The sequence below is a fragment of the Rhodoplanes sp. Z2-YC6860 genome, assembly GCF_001579845.1.
Classification (GTDB): domain Bacteria; phylum Pseudomonadota; class Alphaproteobacteria; order Rhizobiales; family Xanthobacteraceae; genus Z2-YC6860.
In genome coordinates this window covers 5614002-5630311 of record NZ_CP007440.1, presented here as the reverse complement: position 1 = coordinate 5630311, position 16310 = coordinate 5614002, and the positions used below count along the sequence as shown (strand labels likewise).

General features: G+C 63.2%; 16 protein-coding genes. 7 read left to right on the top strand and 9 right to left on the bottom strand.

Annotation, left to right across the window (positions count from 1 at the left end; genetic code table 11):
- Positions 1 to 117 precede the first annotated feature (117 nt).
- Positions 118 to 750 (top strand): hypothetical protein, encoded by a 633-nt coding sequence (locus tag RHPLAN_RS26580; protein WP_157100500.1) that lies wholly within the window; start codon positions 118 to 120, stop codon positions 748 to 750.
- Between the two features lie 50 nt (positions 751 to 800).
- On the opposite strand, the gene RHPLAN_RS26575 is transcribed toward RHPLAN_RS26580, so the two are convergent.
- The 3 genes from RHPLAN_RS26575 to RHPLAN_RS26565 form a co-directional block, all read right to left on the bottom strand.
- Complete coding sequence (locus RHPLAN_RS26575; protein ID WP_237179921.1) at positions 801 to 1562, bottom strand: LssY C-terminal domain-containing protein; 762 nt, start codon at positions 1560 to 1562, stop codon at positions 801 to 803.
- Between the two features lie 121 nt (positions 1563 to 1683).
- The gene (locus tag RHPLAN_RS26570) at positions 1684 to 2109 is read right to left on the bottom strand and encodes a universal stress protein (RefSeq protein ID WP_068024442.1); all 426 of its coding nucleotides are present in this window, start codon (positions 2107 to 2109) and stop codon (positions 1684 to 1686) included.
- A gap of 44 nt (positions 2110 to 2153) precedes the next feature.
- Complete coding sequence (locus RHPLAN_RS26565; RefSeq protein WP_068024439.1) at positions 2154 to 2681, bottom strand: SixA phosphatase family protein; 528 nt, start codon at positions 2679 to 2681, stop codon at positions 2154 to 2156.
- Between the two features lie 104 nt (positions 2682 to 2785).
- On the opposite strand from RHPLAN_RS26565, the gene RHPLAN_RS26560 reads away from it, so the two are divergent.
- On the top strand, positions 2786 to 4342 hold the full coding sequence (locus tag RHPLAN_RS26560) for an NAD(P)/FAD-dependent oxidoreductase (protein WP_068024436.1): 1557 nt from the start codon (positions 2786 to 2788) through the stop codon (positions 4340 to 4342).
- Between the two features lie 5 nt (positions 4343 to 4347).
- On the opposite strand, the gene RHPLAN_RS26555 is transcribed toward RHPLAN_RS26560, so the two are convergent.
- Both RHPLAN_RS26555 and RHPLAN_RS26550 read right to left on the bottom strand, forming a co-directional pair.
- Positions 4348 to 4725, bottom strand: a complete 378-nt coding sequence (locus tag RHPLAN_RS26555) for a rhodanese-like domain-containing protein (protein WP_068024434.1) — start codon at positions 4723 to 4725, stop codon at positions 4348 to 4350.
- A gap of 35 nt (positions 4726 to 4760) precedes the next feature.
- Positions 4761 to 5606, bottom strand: a complete 846-nt coding sequence (locus RHPLAN_RS26550) for an AAA family ATPase (protein WP_068024432.1) — start codon at positions 5604 to 5606, stop codon at positions 4761 to 4763.
- 150 nt (positions 5607 to 5756) lie between these two features.
- Here RHPLAN_RS26550 and RHPLAN_RS26545 point away from each other — a divergent pair, with 150 nt between their 5' ends.
- The 5 genes from RHPLAN_RS26545 (at position 5757) to RHPLAN_RS26525 (ending at position 12895) form a co-directional block, all read left to right on the top strand.
- Positions 5757 to 7256 (top strand): amidohydrolase, encoded by a 1500-nt coding sequence (locus tag RHPLAN_RS26545; RefSeq protein WP_198164501.1) that lies wholly within the window; start codon positions 5757 to 5759, stop codon positions 7254 to 7256.
- A 90-nt stretch (positions 7257 to 7346) separates the two neighbouring features.
- Positions 7347 to 7889: a peptide-methionine (R)-S-oxide reductase MsrB gene (gene msrB, locus RHPLAN_RS26540; protein WP_068024427.1), complete on the top strand. Its 543-nt coding sequence runs from the start codon at positions 7347 to 7349 to the stop codon at positions 7887 to 7889.
- A gap of 227 nt (positions 7890 to 8116) precedes the next feature.
- Positions 8117 to 9472 (top strand): flagellar hook protein FlgE, encoded by a 1356-nt coding sequence (locus RHPLAN_RS26535; RefSeq protein WP_084245587.1) that lies wholly within the window; start codon positions 8117 to 8119, stop codon positions 9470 to 9472.
- Between the two features lie 78 nt (positions 9473 to 9550).
- A complete protein-coding gene (gene flgK, locus RHPLAN_RS26530; protein ID WP_068024421.1) occupies positions 9551 to 11395 on the top strand; it encodes a flagellar hook-associated protein FlgK in 1845 nt (614 codons plus the stop codon).
- Positions 11396 to 11401: 6 nt separating this feature from the next.
- The gene (locus RHPLAN_RS26525) at positions 11402 to 12895 is read left to right on the top strand and encodes a flagellin N-terminal helical domain-containing protein (RefSeq protein WP_068024417.1); all 1494 of its coding nucleotides are present in this window, start codon (positions 11402 to 11404) and stop codon (positions 12893 to 12895) included.
- A 348-nt stretch (positions 12896 to 13243) separates the two neighbouring features.
- Here the strand turns inward: RHPLAN_RS26525 and flaF are convergent, their stop codons facing one another.
- The 4 genes from flaF to RHPLAN_RS26505 all read right to left on the bottom strand — a co-directional run bounded on the left by flaF (position 13244) and on the right by RHPLAN_RS26505 (position 16065).
- On the bottom strand, positions 13244 to 13618 hold the full coding sequence (gene flaF / locus RHPLAN_RS26520) for a flagellar biosynthesis regulator FlaF (RefSeq protein ID WP_068024414.1): 375 nt from the start codon (positions 13616 to 13618) through the stop codon (positions 13244 to 13246).
- Positions 13560 to 13994: a flagellar biosynthesis repressor FlbT gene (gene flbT, locus RHPLAN_RS26515; protein WP_068024411.1), complete on the bottom strand. Its 435-nt coding sequence runs from the start codon at positions 13992 to 13994 to the stop codon at positions 13560 to 13562. Before flbT ends, flaF begins: the two co-directional genes overlap by 59 nt.
- Before the next feature lie 162 nt (positions 13995 to 14156).
- Positions 14157 to 14981 (bottom strand): flagellin N-terminal helical domain-containing protein, encoded by an 825-nt coding sequence (locus RHPLAN_RS26510; protein ID WP_068024407.1) that lies wholly within the window; start codon positions 14979 to 14981, stop codon positions 14157 to 14159.
- A gap of 259 nt (positions 14982 to 15240) precedes the next feature.
- On the bottom strand, positions 15241 to 16065 hold the full coding sequence (locus RHPLAN_RS26505; protein WP_068024403.1) for a flagellin N-terminal helical domain-containing protein: 825 nt from the start codon (positions 16063 to 16065) through the stop codon (positions 15241 to 15243).
- Between the last annotated feature and the right edge of the window lie 245 nt (positions 16066 to 16310).

Sequence of the window (16310 nt, the reverse complement as noted above, 5' to 3'; positions counted from 1 at the left end):
AACCGCCCGCCCGGATCAAGTTCGGGCAGGCTTTTCCGGACATGCGCCATGCCAACTTCCCGGGACAAACCGCCCGGGCAATCTTGCGTCCGGCCCTGGCAGCGGCATGATGTTACCATGGTCGCGCAACACAGTGCTGCTCAAGACCGCATGGAATGGCAGGCCGGCGAAGACGACGCCGACCTGCGTTATGCGTTCAAGCCATCCGTGGTCGGCGGTTGGTGCACCTTCGCGCTGAAGCCCGATGGTCTGCATTGGCAGATCGGCGCGCGAAGCGGACGCGTCCGCTACGAGCGCATTCGTGCGGTGCGGTTGTCGTTTCGTCCGGTGACGATGCAGTCCCGGCGTTTTGTCGCCGAGATATGGTCGAGCGACAATCCGAAGATAAAAATCGTCTCGGTGTCGTGGCGCAGCGTGGTCGAGCAGGTGCGCCAGGACGGGCCTTATGCGGACTTCATCACCGAATTGCATCGCAGGCTCGATGCCTGCGGCAGCCGGGCGCAATTCAGCGCCGGCCTGCCGGTGCTGATCTACTGGTTCGGTGTCACGACCTTTGTCGCGGTGCTCGTCGCCATGGCGGTGGTGATCTTCCGCACGATGCGGATCGAACAATGGAGCGCGAGCGCCATCGTTGCCGCAATCCTCGTGATGTTCGCCTTGCAGATCGGCAACTATTTTCGCCGCAACAAGCCCGTGCGCTATCGGCCCGATGCCATCCCGCCCGAAGTGCTGCCGAAAGCCAAAGGCTAGCTGTCTACTCATGAACTCGCGAGCGTGCTTGCGGCGTCAATTGTGCCGCTTCAATTGGCCAGCGCGCGATTGACATACTTCCACACCGCATCTTTTGCCTGGACGAGCACCGGCGCTGGAAGCGCGGCCGGCGGCTCTTCGCGCTGTTGGCCGTCCCCGACAAGTCGCGCGATCCAGATCTCGCCGTCGGTACGGTAGGGATCGCCTCCACCGTTGCGTCCGGCAAAATCAGGTCCGACTCCAGACACCTGATAGACGCTGGCCACCATGTGGGCGTTGGTCAGATCGGCAATCAGCAGATCGCGGTCGGCGTCGACGTCAGGGGCAATATGATGGGTGACCTGACCCGTGTATCGGCTGAGCCCAACGCCGCGATCATAGGTCGCCGATCCAAGCCAGACCGGCCGACCTTCGGCGCCGCTTTCAAGGACCCTCCAGAACCTCACGTGGTGGCGCCGGTCGGCGCTCTTGCCCTCGGGCTTTTCGAAGGCGAGGTCTTCCTTGCGGCCATCATAGAAAAGGTTGCTCACCGGCGCATCGCGATACGGCCGGTCGAGCAACACGCTTCCGACGATTTCGACGCTCGTGCGCAACGTGATCGCGTCGGCGGCATACCAGCCAGCGGCGTGCATCGCGCGAACGATGTCGGCGCGGTTGCCGACGAGGCCGACATTGAGCGGGTCGCCGGGAATGCCTTGTGCGGTCTTGGTCGCCATGGAGCGGCCGGCCAGCGCCGGCTGATGCTCGTAGTGAGTCCAGGCGGCGGGCAGTACGACGTAGGCCATCGCGACATAGGCGATGGTCAGCAGCATCGCGCTCGCGAGGACAAATTTAAGTCTGAGGCGCCTCCGCCATTGATCCGAGGCTGTCGGTTTAAGGGCAGGCGCGCTCATCGTTGTCGCCGTGGTTTGCCGGCTCGGTTGAGTCCAGACCCTAGCGCCGCACCACCATCACCGAGCAGCCGGCGTAGCGCACCACGTGGCCCGCGACGGAGCCCAGGAAATATGTGCGAACGCCGGTGCGATGCGAACTCATGACGATCAGGTCGGCATCGATCTCCTTGGCCTCTTCGAGGATTTCCTGATAGGTGCCGCCCTGGCGCACCACCGACGTGACCTTGCCGACCTGCGGCGCCATCTCGCCTGCGATGATCGACAGCGCGTCCTCGGCCGACTTCCGCTGCTGAAGGTCGAAGTCCTCCGGCACATATTCCACCAGCATCGGCGGCGTCATCGGCAGCACATTGATCAACCGGATGGTGCCTTTCATCGCCTTGGCCAGCATCACCGCGGTCTCAAGCGCGGGCTTGGCGAGGTCGGGGTCGGCGAGATCGACCGGCAGCAGAATTCGTTGGTACATGGCGGGGAGCCTCTCGTTGAAATGGATGCCTCGGTCGATCGGTGTCAGTCGGTCGTGGCTTCGAGCGTTTGCGGCGTGACGAAATGCTCGAGCCGCCCGCCATTGGCGTGCAGGCCGTCCCAACTGCCGGTCGCAAAGCTGATGGTGGCGAACGCGGAGGTGGGAAATTCCTCCAGCAGCCGTTGCCGCGCTTCGACCTCGCCCGAGGCGATCAGGATTCCGGCAAGCTGCTGCATGCCGGGATTGTGGCCCACCACCAGCAGCGTGCGGACCTCGGGTTCGGTCGCCCGCACGGCGTCGAGAATGGCTTCCGGCTCGGCTTCGTAGATCGTGCCTTCGAATTCGGCCGGAGGGACTTTGGGAAATATCTTGGCAACCAATCCCCAGGTCTCGCGGGTGCGCGCCGAGGTCGACACCAGCGCAAGATCGGGAATAAGCTTGTGCCGCACCAGATAGGCGCCGACCGCCGCGGCGTCCTCCCGCCCGCGTTTGGCCAGAATGCGGTCATGATCGCGCCCGCCGGATTGCAAACGCTCGGCTTTGGCATGGCGCAACAGCAGCAGTCGGCGCATCCGGTGGCTCCGGGCTTTTCCTTCAGACGAATGTCCGGTAGCACCTTAACACGGTCCACGCTTCGATGGACTGTCACATTGGGCTTTCCGAACAACGGGACGAGATGAAGACCGCCGATCCGGGCGCATACGGGTCAAGCTTTCTCGCCGCGACGAAGGTCGCGAGCGCGGCCCGCGCGCGCCTGAGCGTCGAGCTCGACGTCGAAGTCTGCGTCATCGGCGCAGGGCTTGCGGGGTTGACGGTCGCGCGCGAGGTGGCGCGGCGCGGCTGGTCGGTGGTCGTGCTGGAGGCGCACAGCGTCGCCTGGAATGCCTCGGGCCGCAACACCGGCTTCGTGCTGCCGGGCTATGCGGCGAGCCCCAAGGCGTTGGTCTCGCGCATCGGGCTCGACGACGCCAGAAAGCTTTGGGGCCTTTCGGAAGCCGGTGCCGAATATGTTCGGCGCACCGTGCAAGAAGAGCGGATGCCGGGCGTCGAGCTCGCAGAGGGCGGCTGGCTGCACGTCACCAAGACCAGCGACGAAGCTTCGGTGCAGGCCGAAGCCGAGTTGCTCGGCAGGCTGGGCGCGCATGTCGAATTTCAATCGGCCGAGCGGGTGAGGGAGCAGCTTCGCTCGCCGCTCTATTTCAGCGGGCTGCATTATCCGCGCGGTTTCAGTCTGCATTCGCTGAACTATGCGCTTGGCCTGGCGGCCGCGGCCGAGCGCGACGGCGCGCGCATCTTCGAAGACAGCGCAGCTCTCGAGATCGATCCGGCCGGCGTGCGCAAGCGCGTGACCACGAAAGATGCCCGCGTGCGCGCGCATCACGTCGTGCTCGCCGGCAACATCCATCTCGCAGAGCTGATGCCGCAGTTCGGCAACACGCTGTTGCCGGCCCATACCTACGTGATCGTCACCGCGCCGCTCGGTGATGCGCTGCACGAGGCGGTGCGTTTCCCTGGCGCGGTGAGCGACACCGATCTCGCCGACAATCATTATTGCGTGGTCGAGGGCGACCGGCTGATGTGGTCGGGCCGCAGCACGGTCTGGCGCGGCAAGCCCAAGGACTACGTTGAGACGCTGCTCGGCCAGATCAGGCGGACCTTTCCGCAGCTCAGGAACGTGAAGGCCGAATATGCCTGGACCGGCTCGATCGGCAACACCGTGCATCGCATGCCGCAGATCGGCGAGATCAGGCCGGGGCTCTGGCTGCTGAGCGGCTTCGGCGCGCGAGGCCTCAGCACCACGGCGATCGCCGGCGAGATCGTGGCGCGCGCCATCGTCGATGCCGACAAGACCTGGCAGACATTCTCGCCGTTTGCTTTGGTGTGGTCCGGCGGCGTCTACGGCCGTGTGGCCCAGCAGGTCGCGTATTGGTCCAATCGCGTCTCCGAACTGGTCGTCAGCCGGATGGCGCAGCGCCGCGAGGAGCGGCGGCTGCGCGAGATGGACGCAGACACCACGGCAAGCGTTGTGGCCGAGCCGGCATTGCCGGCCGAAGTTCCGCCGCCGGCCGAAGCGGGGAACGGGGCGGCGGAAAATCCGCCGGCCATCGCCGCCGAAGACGCGCCGGAAATCCTGCTGCAGCCCGCTTCAGTCGCGCCGCCCGCCAAAGCCGTGCGGGCACGGAAAAAGAAGAAAGCCGCGGCGAGCGAGGCGCCGCCGGGCGGCGGCGCCTGATCGCGTTACTTCTCGACCGGACCGCCGCTCTCGACCCAATCCTTGAAGCCGCCCATGTTGAAGACCTTCTCGTAGCCGAGGTCTTTCAGCAATTTGCCGCCAAGCGCCGCGCGGCCGCCGGAGCCGCAATACAGGATCACAGTCTTGTTCTTGTCGAACGCCTTGTCGTGCGTCGGGGATTCGGTGTCAGCTTTGAATTCGAGCAAGCCGCGGGACACGTGAACGGCGCCCTGGGCCTTGCCGCTCGCCGCCACTTCGGTGCCGTCGCGCACGTCGACCACCAGCGTGTTGCCCTTGGCGATCATCTCCTTGGCCTGCGCCGGCGTGATCTTAGGCACTGCGGCGTTGGCCGCTTCCATCATCTGCTTGACGCTTGTCGCCATGTCGTTCTCCCGGTTTCTAACGTGGTGGCTTTGTTTTAACGCCCTTCGCGGCGCGCCATGAAAGCGAGCCGCTCGAACAGGTGCACATCCTGCTCGTTCTTGAGCAGCGCGCCGTGCAGCGGCGGGATCAGCTTCTTCGGATCGCGCTCGCGCAGGATGTCCGGCCCGATGTCCTCGACCATCAGAAGCTTCAGCCAGTCGAGCAACTCCGAGGTCGACGGCTTCTTCTTCAGCCCCGGCACATCGCGCACCTCGTAGAACAGCCGCAGCGCCTCGGACACCAGCCGCTGCTTGATGCCCGGGAAGTGCACGTCGACGATCGCATTCATGGTGTCGGTGTCGGGGAAGCGGATGTAGTGGAAGAAGCAGCGGCGCAGGAATGCGTCCGGCAATTCCTTCTCGTTATTGGATGTGATGATCACGATCGGGCGGCGCCGCGCTTTTACGGTCTCGCCGGTCTCGTAGACGAAGAACTCCATGCGGTCGAGTTCGAGCAGCAGGTCATTGGGGAATTCGATGTCGGCCTTGTCGATCTCGTCGATCAGGAGGATCGGCCGCTCTTCGGACACGAACGCGTCCCACATCTTGCCGCGCTTGATGTAGTTCCTGATATCGCGAACCCGCTCGTCGCCGAGCTGGCTGTCGCGCAGCCGCGACACCGCGTCGTATTCGTAGAGGCCCTGCTGCGCCTTGGTGGTCGACTTCACGTGCCATTCGATCAGCGGCGCGTTGAGGCTTTTGGCGATCTCCAGCGCCAGCACGGTCTTGCCGGTGCCGGGCTCGCCTTTCACCAGGAGCGGGCGCTCGAGCGTAATTGCTGCATTGACCGCAACTTTCAGATCGTCGGTGGCGACGTAGCCGCCGGTGCCTTCAAAACGCATGCTGAACCTTGGCCATCATTGTTGCGCATCGCTGATAGCACAAAATCGCGAACCACCAGCGCTCAAACTTGTGGCCCCATAGGGCCAGGCTTAGGCTGTTTCGCGGATTTTGCTCGCACAAAGGGGCCGACGATGTCTCGGATATCTTGCTTGCGCTGGGCTGCCATTCTGTCGCTGATCGCGACGATCCTCCCGCTGGCGTGCGCTTCCGCCGATGAGCGCAAGCAGCTCGCCTTCGATACCATCGACCGCAACGCCGCGCAGATGACGCTGCTCAGCGACTCGATTTTCTATTTCGGCGAGCTCGGCATGCAGGAGGTCGAAAGCTCGAAGCTTCTCAAGGAGACGCTCGAAGCCGCGGGCTTCAAGGTCGAGCTCGGCGGTGCCGGAATGCCGACCAACGTGTGGGCCGAATATGGCTCCGGCCGGCCGAAGATCGCGATCGTCACCGAGGTCGACGCGCTGCCGGGCGGTTCGCAGACCGCGGGCACCTGGGAGCGCAAGCCGCTGGTCAAGGGCGGTCCCGGCCATATGGAAGGTCACAGCACCCATGGCGGCGTCGCTTCCGCCGCGGCCTTTGCGGTGAAGCAGGTGATGCAGCGCTTCAACATTCCGGGCACCGTTGCGATCTCCTTTGGTCCGGCCGAGGAGCAGCTTGTCAGCCGGCCGTTCCTGGTGCGCGCGGGCTATTTCAAGGACGTTGATGCGATCATCTATCTGCACATCGGCGATGTATCCACGACCGGCTTTGGCCTGCAGAACTACGCGGCGATCAGCTCGATGTTCACCTTCCACGGCAAGACCGCGCATGGCGCAGTCAATCCGTGGGACGGCAAGGACGCGGTCGACGCGGTCGAGCTGATGGACATCGGTTTCGACAAGCTCCGCGAGCATCTGCATCCGACGTACCGGGCGCACCGCACCATCACGATCGGCGGCATCCAGCCCAATATCATCGCCGACACCGGGCAGATCTGGTGGTTCGTGCGTGACCAGTCGATGCCGGAGGCGAAACAGACTTACGAAAAGCTGGTCAAGATCGCCGAGGGCGCGGCATTGATGACCGGCACAACCTACGACGTGAAATACGCGGCGTCGGCGTGGCCGCAGCGCGGCAACAAGGCGATCGCCGAGGCGATCCAGAAGAATATCGATGCGGTCGGCATGCCGAAGTGGAGCGACGAGGAGCAGAAGTTCGCCCGCGACTTCCAGAAGTTTGCCGAGAAGCCCGAGATCGGCCTGCGGATGCAGACCACGCCACTCGGCGGCCGTCCTCAGTCCTATTCATCGAACGACAACGGCGACGTGTCCTGGGTGGTGCCGGCCGGTATCTTGAATTTCCCGGCCTCGGTGCCGGGCATCGGCTATCACGAGTGGAAGGCGGCGGTGACGCCGGTGAGTTCGATCTCGCACAAAGGGCAGGTGGTCGGTGCGAAGACGCTGGCGGCCTCCATCATCGACCTGATGACGAGTCCCGAGCTTCTGCAAAAAGCCCGCGCCGAATTCGACGCCGAGTCGAAAAAGACGCCGTATTTCTCGCTGCTGCCCGCCGACGTGCAGCCGCCGGTCGATCTCAACCGCGCCGAGATGGAGAAATACCGGCCCGAAATGCGGAAGTATTATCTCAACAAGCCAGTCCGGTTTCAGTAGCGCCGTCGCGAGGTCGTGATCAGATGTGAGCCGCGCCGGAGCGGCGGATGGGCTATGCCTGCGAGGGCAGCGAACCGCATGGGTGTGCCAATGCCTGAGCCCTATCAGACCGGACCGAAGTCGACCGTGATTGAAACGCTCAGCCGCCGGGCCTGGCTGGTCGGCGGGTGCAGCGTTGCCGTGCTGGCCGGCCTGTGGTGGACGGGCGGCGGCAGCGCCGGCGAAGGTCCGTTCGAGGTGGCCAAGAGCGAAGACGAGTGGAAGCGCGTGCTGTCGCCTGCGGCATTCAACGTGCTGCGCCATCATGCCACCGAGCGGCCCTACACGAGTCCGCTCAACAAGGAGAAACGTCAGGGCATCTTCGCGTGCGCGGGCTGCGATCTGCCGTTGTTCGAGTCGTCCACCAAGTTCGAGAGCGGCACCGGCTGGCCGAGCTTCTACCGGCCGCTCGTCAACGCGGTCGCGACATCGAGCGATCGTTCGCTGATCGTGCAGCGCACCGAAGTGCATTGCCGTCGCTGCGGCGGTCACCTCGGCCATGTGTTCGACGACGGCCCGCCGCCGACGGGTTTGCGTTACTGCATGAACGGCGTTGCACTTCGTTTCACGCCGGCTGCCTTCGGCCCCGCCTGAAATCCGCGGCTGCGACGTATAAGCCCGCGTCGGTGTGAGTGGCCCAAGGGCCTTTTCGCCCGGAAATTTTTGCCGGGAGGTGGCGTATCCTGCCCGGCATGCGGCCTATGCCATAACTCTAACTATCTGAAATTACGGAATAATCTCTCTGGCTTGCCGATTGCAGAGCCTCTGCCGGTTCGGTCCGGCGGCGCTGTTCGCTCCGGCCAAAGCAGTGGGAGAGAGTTATGGGAATTTTTGGAGCCCTGAACACCGCCGTTTCAGGCATGCGCGCGCAGGCGTTCGCGCTCGAGAACATCTCCGGCAACATCGCGAATTCGCAGACGATCGGCTTCAAGCGCGAAGACACCAGCTTCGTCGATCTCATTCCGGATGACGCGCCGAGCCAGCAAAAGTCCGGCAGCGTGATGGCAAACTCCCGCGCAACCAACTCGGTGCAGGGCGATATCCAGAACGCCTCGATCGGCACCTACATGGCGATCAGCGGCAACGGCTTTTTCGTCGTCGAGAAGCCGACGGGATTCTCCGGCAGCACGCCGAGCTTCGGCGGCAACGAACTCTACAGCCGGCGCGGCGACTTCAAGACCGACAGCAACGGCTTTCTGGTGAACGGCGCGGGCTACTATCTCAAGGGCATCCCGCTCGACCCGACCACCGGCAATCCGGTTGGAAGCGTGCCCCAGCTCCTGCAATTCTCCAACAGCGTGATCCCGGCGCAGGCGACGACCACGCTGCAATATGAGCTCAATCTGCCGGCCTCTCCGAAAACCCCGAACGCCGACCCGTCGGTTCCCGGGTCCGAATTGCTGAATCCGGCGAGCTACGCGACGGATCCGACGCTGACGGGCGGCAGCGTGGACGGCGCCGACTCTGCGCAATTCGTCAACGACTCGATCAGCGGCGGTGCCATCACGGCTTACGACGCGTCCGGCAATGCGGTGAACATCCAGCTCCGCTGGGCCAAATCGTCGAACTCGCCCGACACCTGGAATCTGTTCTACCAGACCGATGCGAACCCGGCGCTCAGCACAGATCCGGAATGGGTCAACGTCGGTCAGTATCAGTTCACCAATGGCCAAATGACTTCGGGCGGGCCTTCGGTCACCGTCACGGGCATGTCGGTCGACGGCATTTCGCTCGGCAATGTCACCATCAATACCGGCAACAGTGGCGTGACCCAGTTCGCCGACAGCAGCGGCGCGGTGCAGGTCAATGCCCTGCAGCAGAACGGTTTCGCGGCAGGCTCCCTGCAGTCGATCTCGGTCAGCGATAAGGGCACCATCACGGGCACTTATTCCAACGGCCGTACCATCGGTCTGGCGCAGGTCACGCTCGCGACCTTCAACGGGCCGGACAACCTGCAACGCCTCGACGGCGGTGCCTTCGCGGCAACCGGTGATTCCGGGCCTCCCAACTACACGTCGTCCGCCAAGATCGTGGCTTCGTCCCTTGAAGCATCGAATGCGGATATCGGCGACGAATTCACCAAGCTGATCGTGACGCAGCAGGCCTATTCGGCCAACACCCGCGTCATCACCACCAGCAATCAGATGGTGCAGGACCTCCTGAACACGCTGCGGTGATGAACGCCGCAGTGGATAGCCAGAAAGGCAGAGTTCCATGAGTGAAGTCGGTGAGTTCCATTTCGTGAGCATCGTGTCATGAGCCTGAGCCAAGCCCTCACCACCGCCGCGTCCGGCCTGAAAGTCACGCAGGCCGGGATGGCGCTCGTCGCGGCCAACGTCGCCAACTCGCAGACGCCGGGCTACGTGCGAAAAACGATGCTGGTCTCGTCGGTCGCGGCGAGCCAGAACGGCAACAGCGTTCGCGTGGAAGCGGTTCAACGCGAGCTCGACACGTATCTGCAGAAGCAGTTGCGGACCGAGAGCGCGGGCGGCGCCTATGCGGACTTGCGGTCGACGTTCTACGACCGGCTCCAGCAGATTTATGGCGATCCGAACTCCGACAGCGCGCTGTCGGCGGTGTACAACAGCTTCACCAGCTCGTTGCAGTCGCTGGTGACGAGCCCGGATTCGGCTGCGGCGCGCAGCCAGGTGGTGAGCAACGCCCAGGTTCTGGCGCAGACGCTCAATGGCATGACGACCGACATCCAGTCGCTGCGGGCCGATGCCGAGAACGGTATCGCGAGCGCGGTGGCAACCGCCAACGACGCGATGAAGAAGATAGCCGATCTCAACCAGCAGCTTGCCGGTCACGACATCACCAACGCGTCGGATGCGGCGCTGGCCGACCAGCGCGATCAGGCGATCGATCAGCTCGCCCAGTTGATGGATATCAAGGTCGTCCAGGACGGCCAGGGCAATCTCAACGTCTTCACCAATTCGGGCGTCCAGCTGGTCGGCACCACGGCATCGCAGCTTGCTTTCGATGCGCACGGCACCGTCACCGCGAACACGCAATGGAGCGCCGATCCGACGCAGAGCACGCTTGGCACGCTGACGCTCACCGCGCCGAACGGCGGCTCGGTCGATCTGATTGCCAACAAATCGATCCGCTCCGGCACGATTGCCGCCTATATCGACATGCGCGACAACGTGCTGGTGCAGGCCCAGCGCCAGCTCGACAGCCTCGCCGCCACCATGGCGCAGGCCATGTCGAGCACCAATGTGGCCGGCACCGCGATACCGGGCGGCTTCCAGGTCGACACCACGGGACTTCTGAACGGCAATCAGATCAATCTGACCTACACCGACGCGAGCAACGTCCAGCACAACGTCTCGATCGTGCGCGTCGACGATCCGTCGGCGCTGCCGCTCAGCAACAGCGCCACGGCCGATCCCAACGACCAGGTGATCGGCTTGGACTTCTCCGGCGGACTTGCGTCGGTGGTCGCGCAGCTCAACGCCAACCCGGCGCTGGCCGGCCTGACCTTCTCGGCCTCCGGCTCGTCATTGCAGGCGGTCGACGACGGCGGCGTCACCACCACCATGAATGCGCTGTCGGCGACCAAGACCGAAACATCGTTTCAGAACGGCGATGCGGCGCTGCCCATGTTCATGGACGGCAATCTTCCATACACGGGTGCGATCTCGTCGGCCGGCTCGGAGCTCGCAGGCTTCGCCGGGCGCATTTCGGTCAATTCGCAGCTCATCGCCGACCCGGCGAAGCTCGTGCTGTTCGATCCGAGCACGCAGTCCGGCGATCCGACGCGGCCGAACTTCATCTACGACCAGCTCACCAGCACATCCTTCGCGTTTTCTCCCAGCACCGGCATGGGCAGCACGGTGACGCCTTATTCGGGCTCGCTGAGCGACTTCCTGAAGCAGGTGCTGAGCCAGCAGGGCCAGGCGGCCGCCAACGCCACGAGCCTCGCGAAAGGCCAGGACATGGTCGTCAACGCGCTTCAGCAGCGTGTCAACGACGCCTCGGGCGTCAATGTCGACCAGGAGATGGCGAACCTGATCACGTTGCAGACCGCCTACGGCGCCAACGCGCGAGTCATGTCCGCAGTCAAAGACATGCTCGACACGCTTATGAAGATGTGAGGTAACATGGCAATCACCGGGATTGGCGGCACGTCCGCGTTGACGCTGCTGACCATCGGCGACATGCGCAACCAGCTCGACGATCTTCAGCGTCAGCTGGGGTCCGGCATGAAATCCACGAGCTATGCGGGGCTCGGCCTGGATCGCGGGCTTTCGGTCGGGCTGCGCTCGCAGCTGTCGTCGATCGACGGCTATCAGCAGTCGATCACGCAGGTCGGCGTTCGTCTCGACCTGATGCAGACCGCACTCGGCCAGTTCAGCCAGATCACGCAGAGCACCAAATCCACGATCGTCCAGTCGCAGTTCGCGTTGAACGGCAAGACGCAGACCCAGGACCAGATCAACTCCAAGGCCGTGCTCGATCAGATGCTCGGCCTGCTCAACACCGGGGCCGATGGACGCTATCTGTTTTCCGGCCGCAGCGTCGCGCAAGTGCCGGTCGAAACCAGCGATCACATTCTCAATGGCGACGGCCTGAAGGCAGGCCTGAAGCAGATCATCGATGAGCGCCGCCAAGCCGATCTCGGCAGCGGGACGGGTCGCGTGACGGTCGGCGGTTCCGGCACGCAGGTGTCGCTGACCGAAGACGCCGGCATCTACGGCATGAAGCTCGTCGGCGCCACCACCAACGCGAGCGGCGCGACCGTGACCGGGCCTTCGCCATCGCCGGCGACGCTCACCGTCGACCTCGGCGGCACCAATCCCAATCCCGGCGATGTCGTGAGCTTCACGTTCAAGATGCCAGACGGCACCACGCGCGACCTGAAACTCACCGCCACCACGGCGTCGCCGCCGGGTGATGGCCAGTTCACCATCGGCGCCACCTCGACCGACACCGCGACCAATCTGCAGGGCGCGTTGAGCCAGGGCGTGAGCACCATGGCGCAGACGGAGCTGGTCGCGGCCTCCGCCGTCCAGGCCGGCAACGACTTCTTCAACACCGACGCCAACCACCCGCCGCAGCGCGTCGATGGTCCGCCGTTCGACACCGCAACGCAGGCCAAGGACGGCACCAGCGCCGACACCGTAAGCTGGTACATGGGCGACAACGCCACGGACGATCCGCGCTCGACCGCGCAGGCCCGCGTCGACACCTCGCAGACCGTGTCCTATGGCGCGCGCGCCAACGAGGAGGCGCTGCGCAACTCGATCCAGAATGTCGCGCTGTTTGTGGCGACGAGCTTCTCGCCGAGCGATCCGAACAGCCAGGGGCAGTACCAGGCTTTGACGCAGCGGTTGAATGCATCGCTGGTCGGCTCGGCCAATCAGCAGTCGGTGACCGATCTTTCGGGTGAACTCGCCGGCGCTCAGACTGCGATCAACAACGCCAAGGACCGGCACAGCCAGAGCAGCACGACGCTGACGAACCTGCTGCAGAGCATCGAAGGCGCGCCGCAGGAGCTGGTCGCCTCGCAGATCCTGGCGCTGCAGACGAGCCTGCAGGCGACGCTGCAGACCACGGCGTTGCTGCTGAAAACGAGTCTGGTCAATTACCTGTAGGGTTTGTCTGTGGGTGGCGTTCCGGTGTGTGGCGTCTGTCCGTAGTGTTTGTTCGTGGTGTTTGTCCGTAGCGTAGCTTTCTGCGTCCGTTGAGTTTTGAGTCTCTCTCTTCCGTGATGCCCGGCCTCGTGCCGGGCATCTTTTTTGCTCTGAGCTTGTCCCAAAGTCATCTGCGTCTTGCTTGCCGGCCAAAAGGCATAGCGCGCGCGAGAGAAGCGACGCGATCCTCCGGACAACCGCACAAGGGCATGACGGCGAATGCCGTCTGTTCATCTCAGCGATCGCTGTCGCAAAAGCAAAAGCCCCGCGGCATGCCGCGGGGCTTTGTCGGTTCGATAGGGCGCTCGCTCAGGCGCGGCCGAGCAGGCCTGCGGCGATCTCGCGGTTGATGTTGATCAGCGAGCCGAGGCGCTCCGGCTGCGGATTGCTCATCACGGTCACCGTGTGGTTCATGACGAACAGGCCGATGTTGAGGAAGTTCTGCCGCAGCTCACGCGGCATCGGATGGCTGGCGTCGGCCATGTCGCCGACGAACACCGACCAGAGCTTGCGATTGTAGAGCAGCGCATCGTCAAGCTTGGCCCGCGCGCCATTGTCGCTGTCCCAGTTTTCCTGCACGGCCTGCAGACGCGCAGCGGCCTGGAGCAACAACGACGCTTCGAGCTCACGCGGGCTTGACGTTTGCCTTGATACGTTTTTGTACGCTTGGGCCGCGCTTCGCATGCTGCAACAATTCCTCTTCGTACTCGATCAATTTCTTCGCTGCTTTCAATGCCTTATAGAGATTCCCCGTTAAGATTTGATTATTGATACCTTCGATGTAGGGCCAGGTGCTGGGCGCGGCCTGCACGATCTGCTTCACCAACGAGAAGTAAATTTCGTGGTGCGCACGCGGGTCGCGCGACGTGTACATCAGTTGCACTGCGAGATAGATGCGTTTGGCCGGCGTATCGGCCCGTTTCGCTGTGAGAATGTCTTTTTCGCGCAGGATCGGACTCGTTCCTTCGATCACCAGCCACGACCGCTGGTCGCAGTTGGTGATGACGGAATCGCCGATCAGAATACGTTCGTTGGGTTTGAGTTCGACCTTGAGCGCCATGGCTTGATCTCCTGGTTGCCGGATCGAAGCGCTATCGGCGCCCGCTCCCCTTCTGGATACTTACTTCTCAAACGGAAATGGCGTTTGCGTGGTGCAAACGCCATTCGTCGAAACGCGAGCTTGGCGCGCAGCGGTCCGGTGCGGCCCGGACCGCTGCAGCCATTACTGGAACAACCGCAGCACGGCCTGGCTCGCTTGCGAGGCGAGCGACAGGGCGGTGGTCGAAAGCTGCTGACGGGTCTGCAAGGCGAGGAGGTTTGCGCCTTCCTCGTTGGAGTCGGCGAGCGTCAGGCTGTCGGCGCCGGACTGCAGCGTGTTGATCATGGCCTTGGTGAAGTCCTGGCGGACCTGCACGGTCGTCAGGTTCGAGCCAAGAGCCTGGGCCTGCGAACGAAGCGTGGTCAGCGCGTTGGTCAGGTCGGTCGACGCCGTACTGATGTCTGACGTGGTGCCCCAGCTGTTGAGCGAGTTGTTGATCGACAGACCGTTGGCGGAGAAATCCACCGCCGAGATCGTGACAGTCGAGGTGCCGCTTTCGTTCAGTGTGACCGTGAGGTCGGCGCTGTTGGTCTTGTCAAGCAGGTTGATGCCGTTGAAGCCCGAATCGCTGGCGAGCGTGCCGATCTGGGTGAGAATGGCATCGAATTGGCTGGCGAGACCCGCCCGCACCGCGGTGTCAGAGGTCTGCTGCGCCTGCGAAACCAGCGCCTGGGCGGACTGCACCAGCTTGGTGATCGAGGTGATGCCGTTGTTGGCGGCCTGGATGGTGTTGAAGGCGCTACCCATCGAGTCGAGCAGGTTGCCCAGGTCGCCGGCGCGGTTCTGCAGGCCCTGGGCGGTGAAATAGTTGACCGGATTGTCGAGCGCGCTGTTGACGCGCTTGCCGGTGGCCAGTTTGGTCTGGGTGGCCGTGATCAGGTCAGAGGTCTTCTGCAACTGCAGAAGATTGGCGCGTACGCCAGCTGTCAAAACGATGTCGCTGCTCATGGTACTTCCTCGTGAAAAGCAAGGATCAGCCGGCTCACTGCACGCCGACCCGATCCGCAGAAAAATAATCTGTTAAGGTTGATATTTGGTTAGAGAAAACTTTCCGGCCTCTTAACGGAGGTGCTCAAATGCCGGTGAATCCTGAAATCGGCTTGGTTAAGGCGCAAAAGCCTGGGGACCGGAGCATGCGATTTTGTGCCAAAGAAAAACAGCGGCACTTGCGTACCGCTGTTTTCCAGATTCGCGATTTCTTAACGTTCTAGCCGAACAGACGAAGCACGGCTTGGCTTGCTTGCGAGGCGAGCGACAGGGCGGTGGTCGAGAGCTGCTGCCGGGTCTGCAAGGCGAGGAGGTTGGCGCCTTCCTCGTTCGAATCGGCGAGGGTGAGGCTGTCGGCGCCGGTCTGCAGCGTGTTGATCATCGCCTTGGTGAAGTCCTGGCGGATCTGCACGGTCGACAGGTTCGAGCCGAAGGCCTGGGCCTGCGAGCGGAGCGTGGTCAGCGCGGTGGTCAGGTCGGTCGACGCCGCCGTGATGTCGGACGTGGTGCTCCAGTTGTTGGTCGAGTTGTTGATCACCAGACCGGTCGCCGAGAAGTCGACCGCCGCGATCGTGACGCTGGAGGTGCCGCGTTCGTTCAGCGTGACCGTGAGGTCCGTGCTGTTGTTCTTGTCGAGCAGGTTGATGCCGTTGAAGCCCGAGTCACCGGCGAGCTGGGTGATCTGGCTCAGGATCTGGTCGAACTGCGTGGACAGGCCCGCCCGAACCGTGGTGTCGGAGGTCTGCTGCGCCTGAGACACGAGCGCCTGAGCGGACTGCACCAGCTTGGTGATCGAGGTGATGCCGTTGTTGGCGGCCTGGATGGTGTTGAACGCGCTGGACATCGAGTCGAGCAGGTTGCTCAAGTCGCCGGCGCGGTTCTGCAGTCCCTGCGCGGTGAAGTAGTTGACCGGATTGTCGAGTGCGCTGTTGACGCGCTTGCCGGTGGCAAGCTTGGTCTGGGTCGCTGTGATCAGGTCTGAAGTCTTCTGCAATTGCAGAAGGTTCGCCCGCACGCCGGCGGAGAGAACGATATCGCCACTCATGTGATTACTAGCCCTTCTGGGTGTTTACGGGAGATCCCCACTGGATCAGGGCTGTGATCTCACGGTTAAGCGTAATGGGCGGTAAAAAATTGTGGTTAATTGGATTGGCAAATATTCATGATTATCAAATGGTTATTGGATGCTCTCGCAAGCGTCTCGGTCAGCTTTTGCTAACCAAGAAAGCAAACCAGATGTTAGCCATGGAGGCGCGGCCGCAACTGCACGCGCGCGCAGGCTGCGCCTGT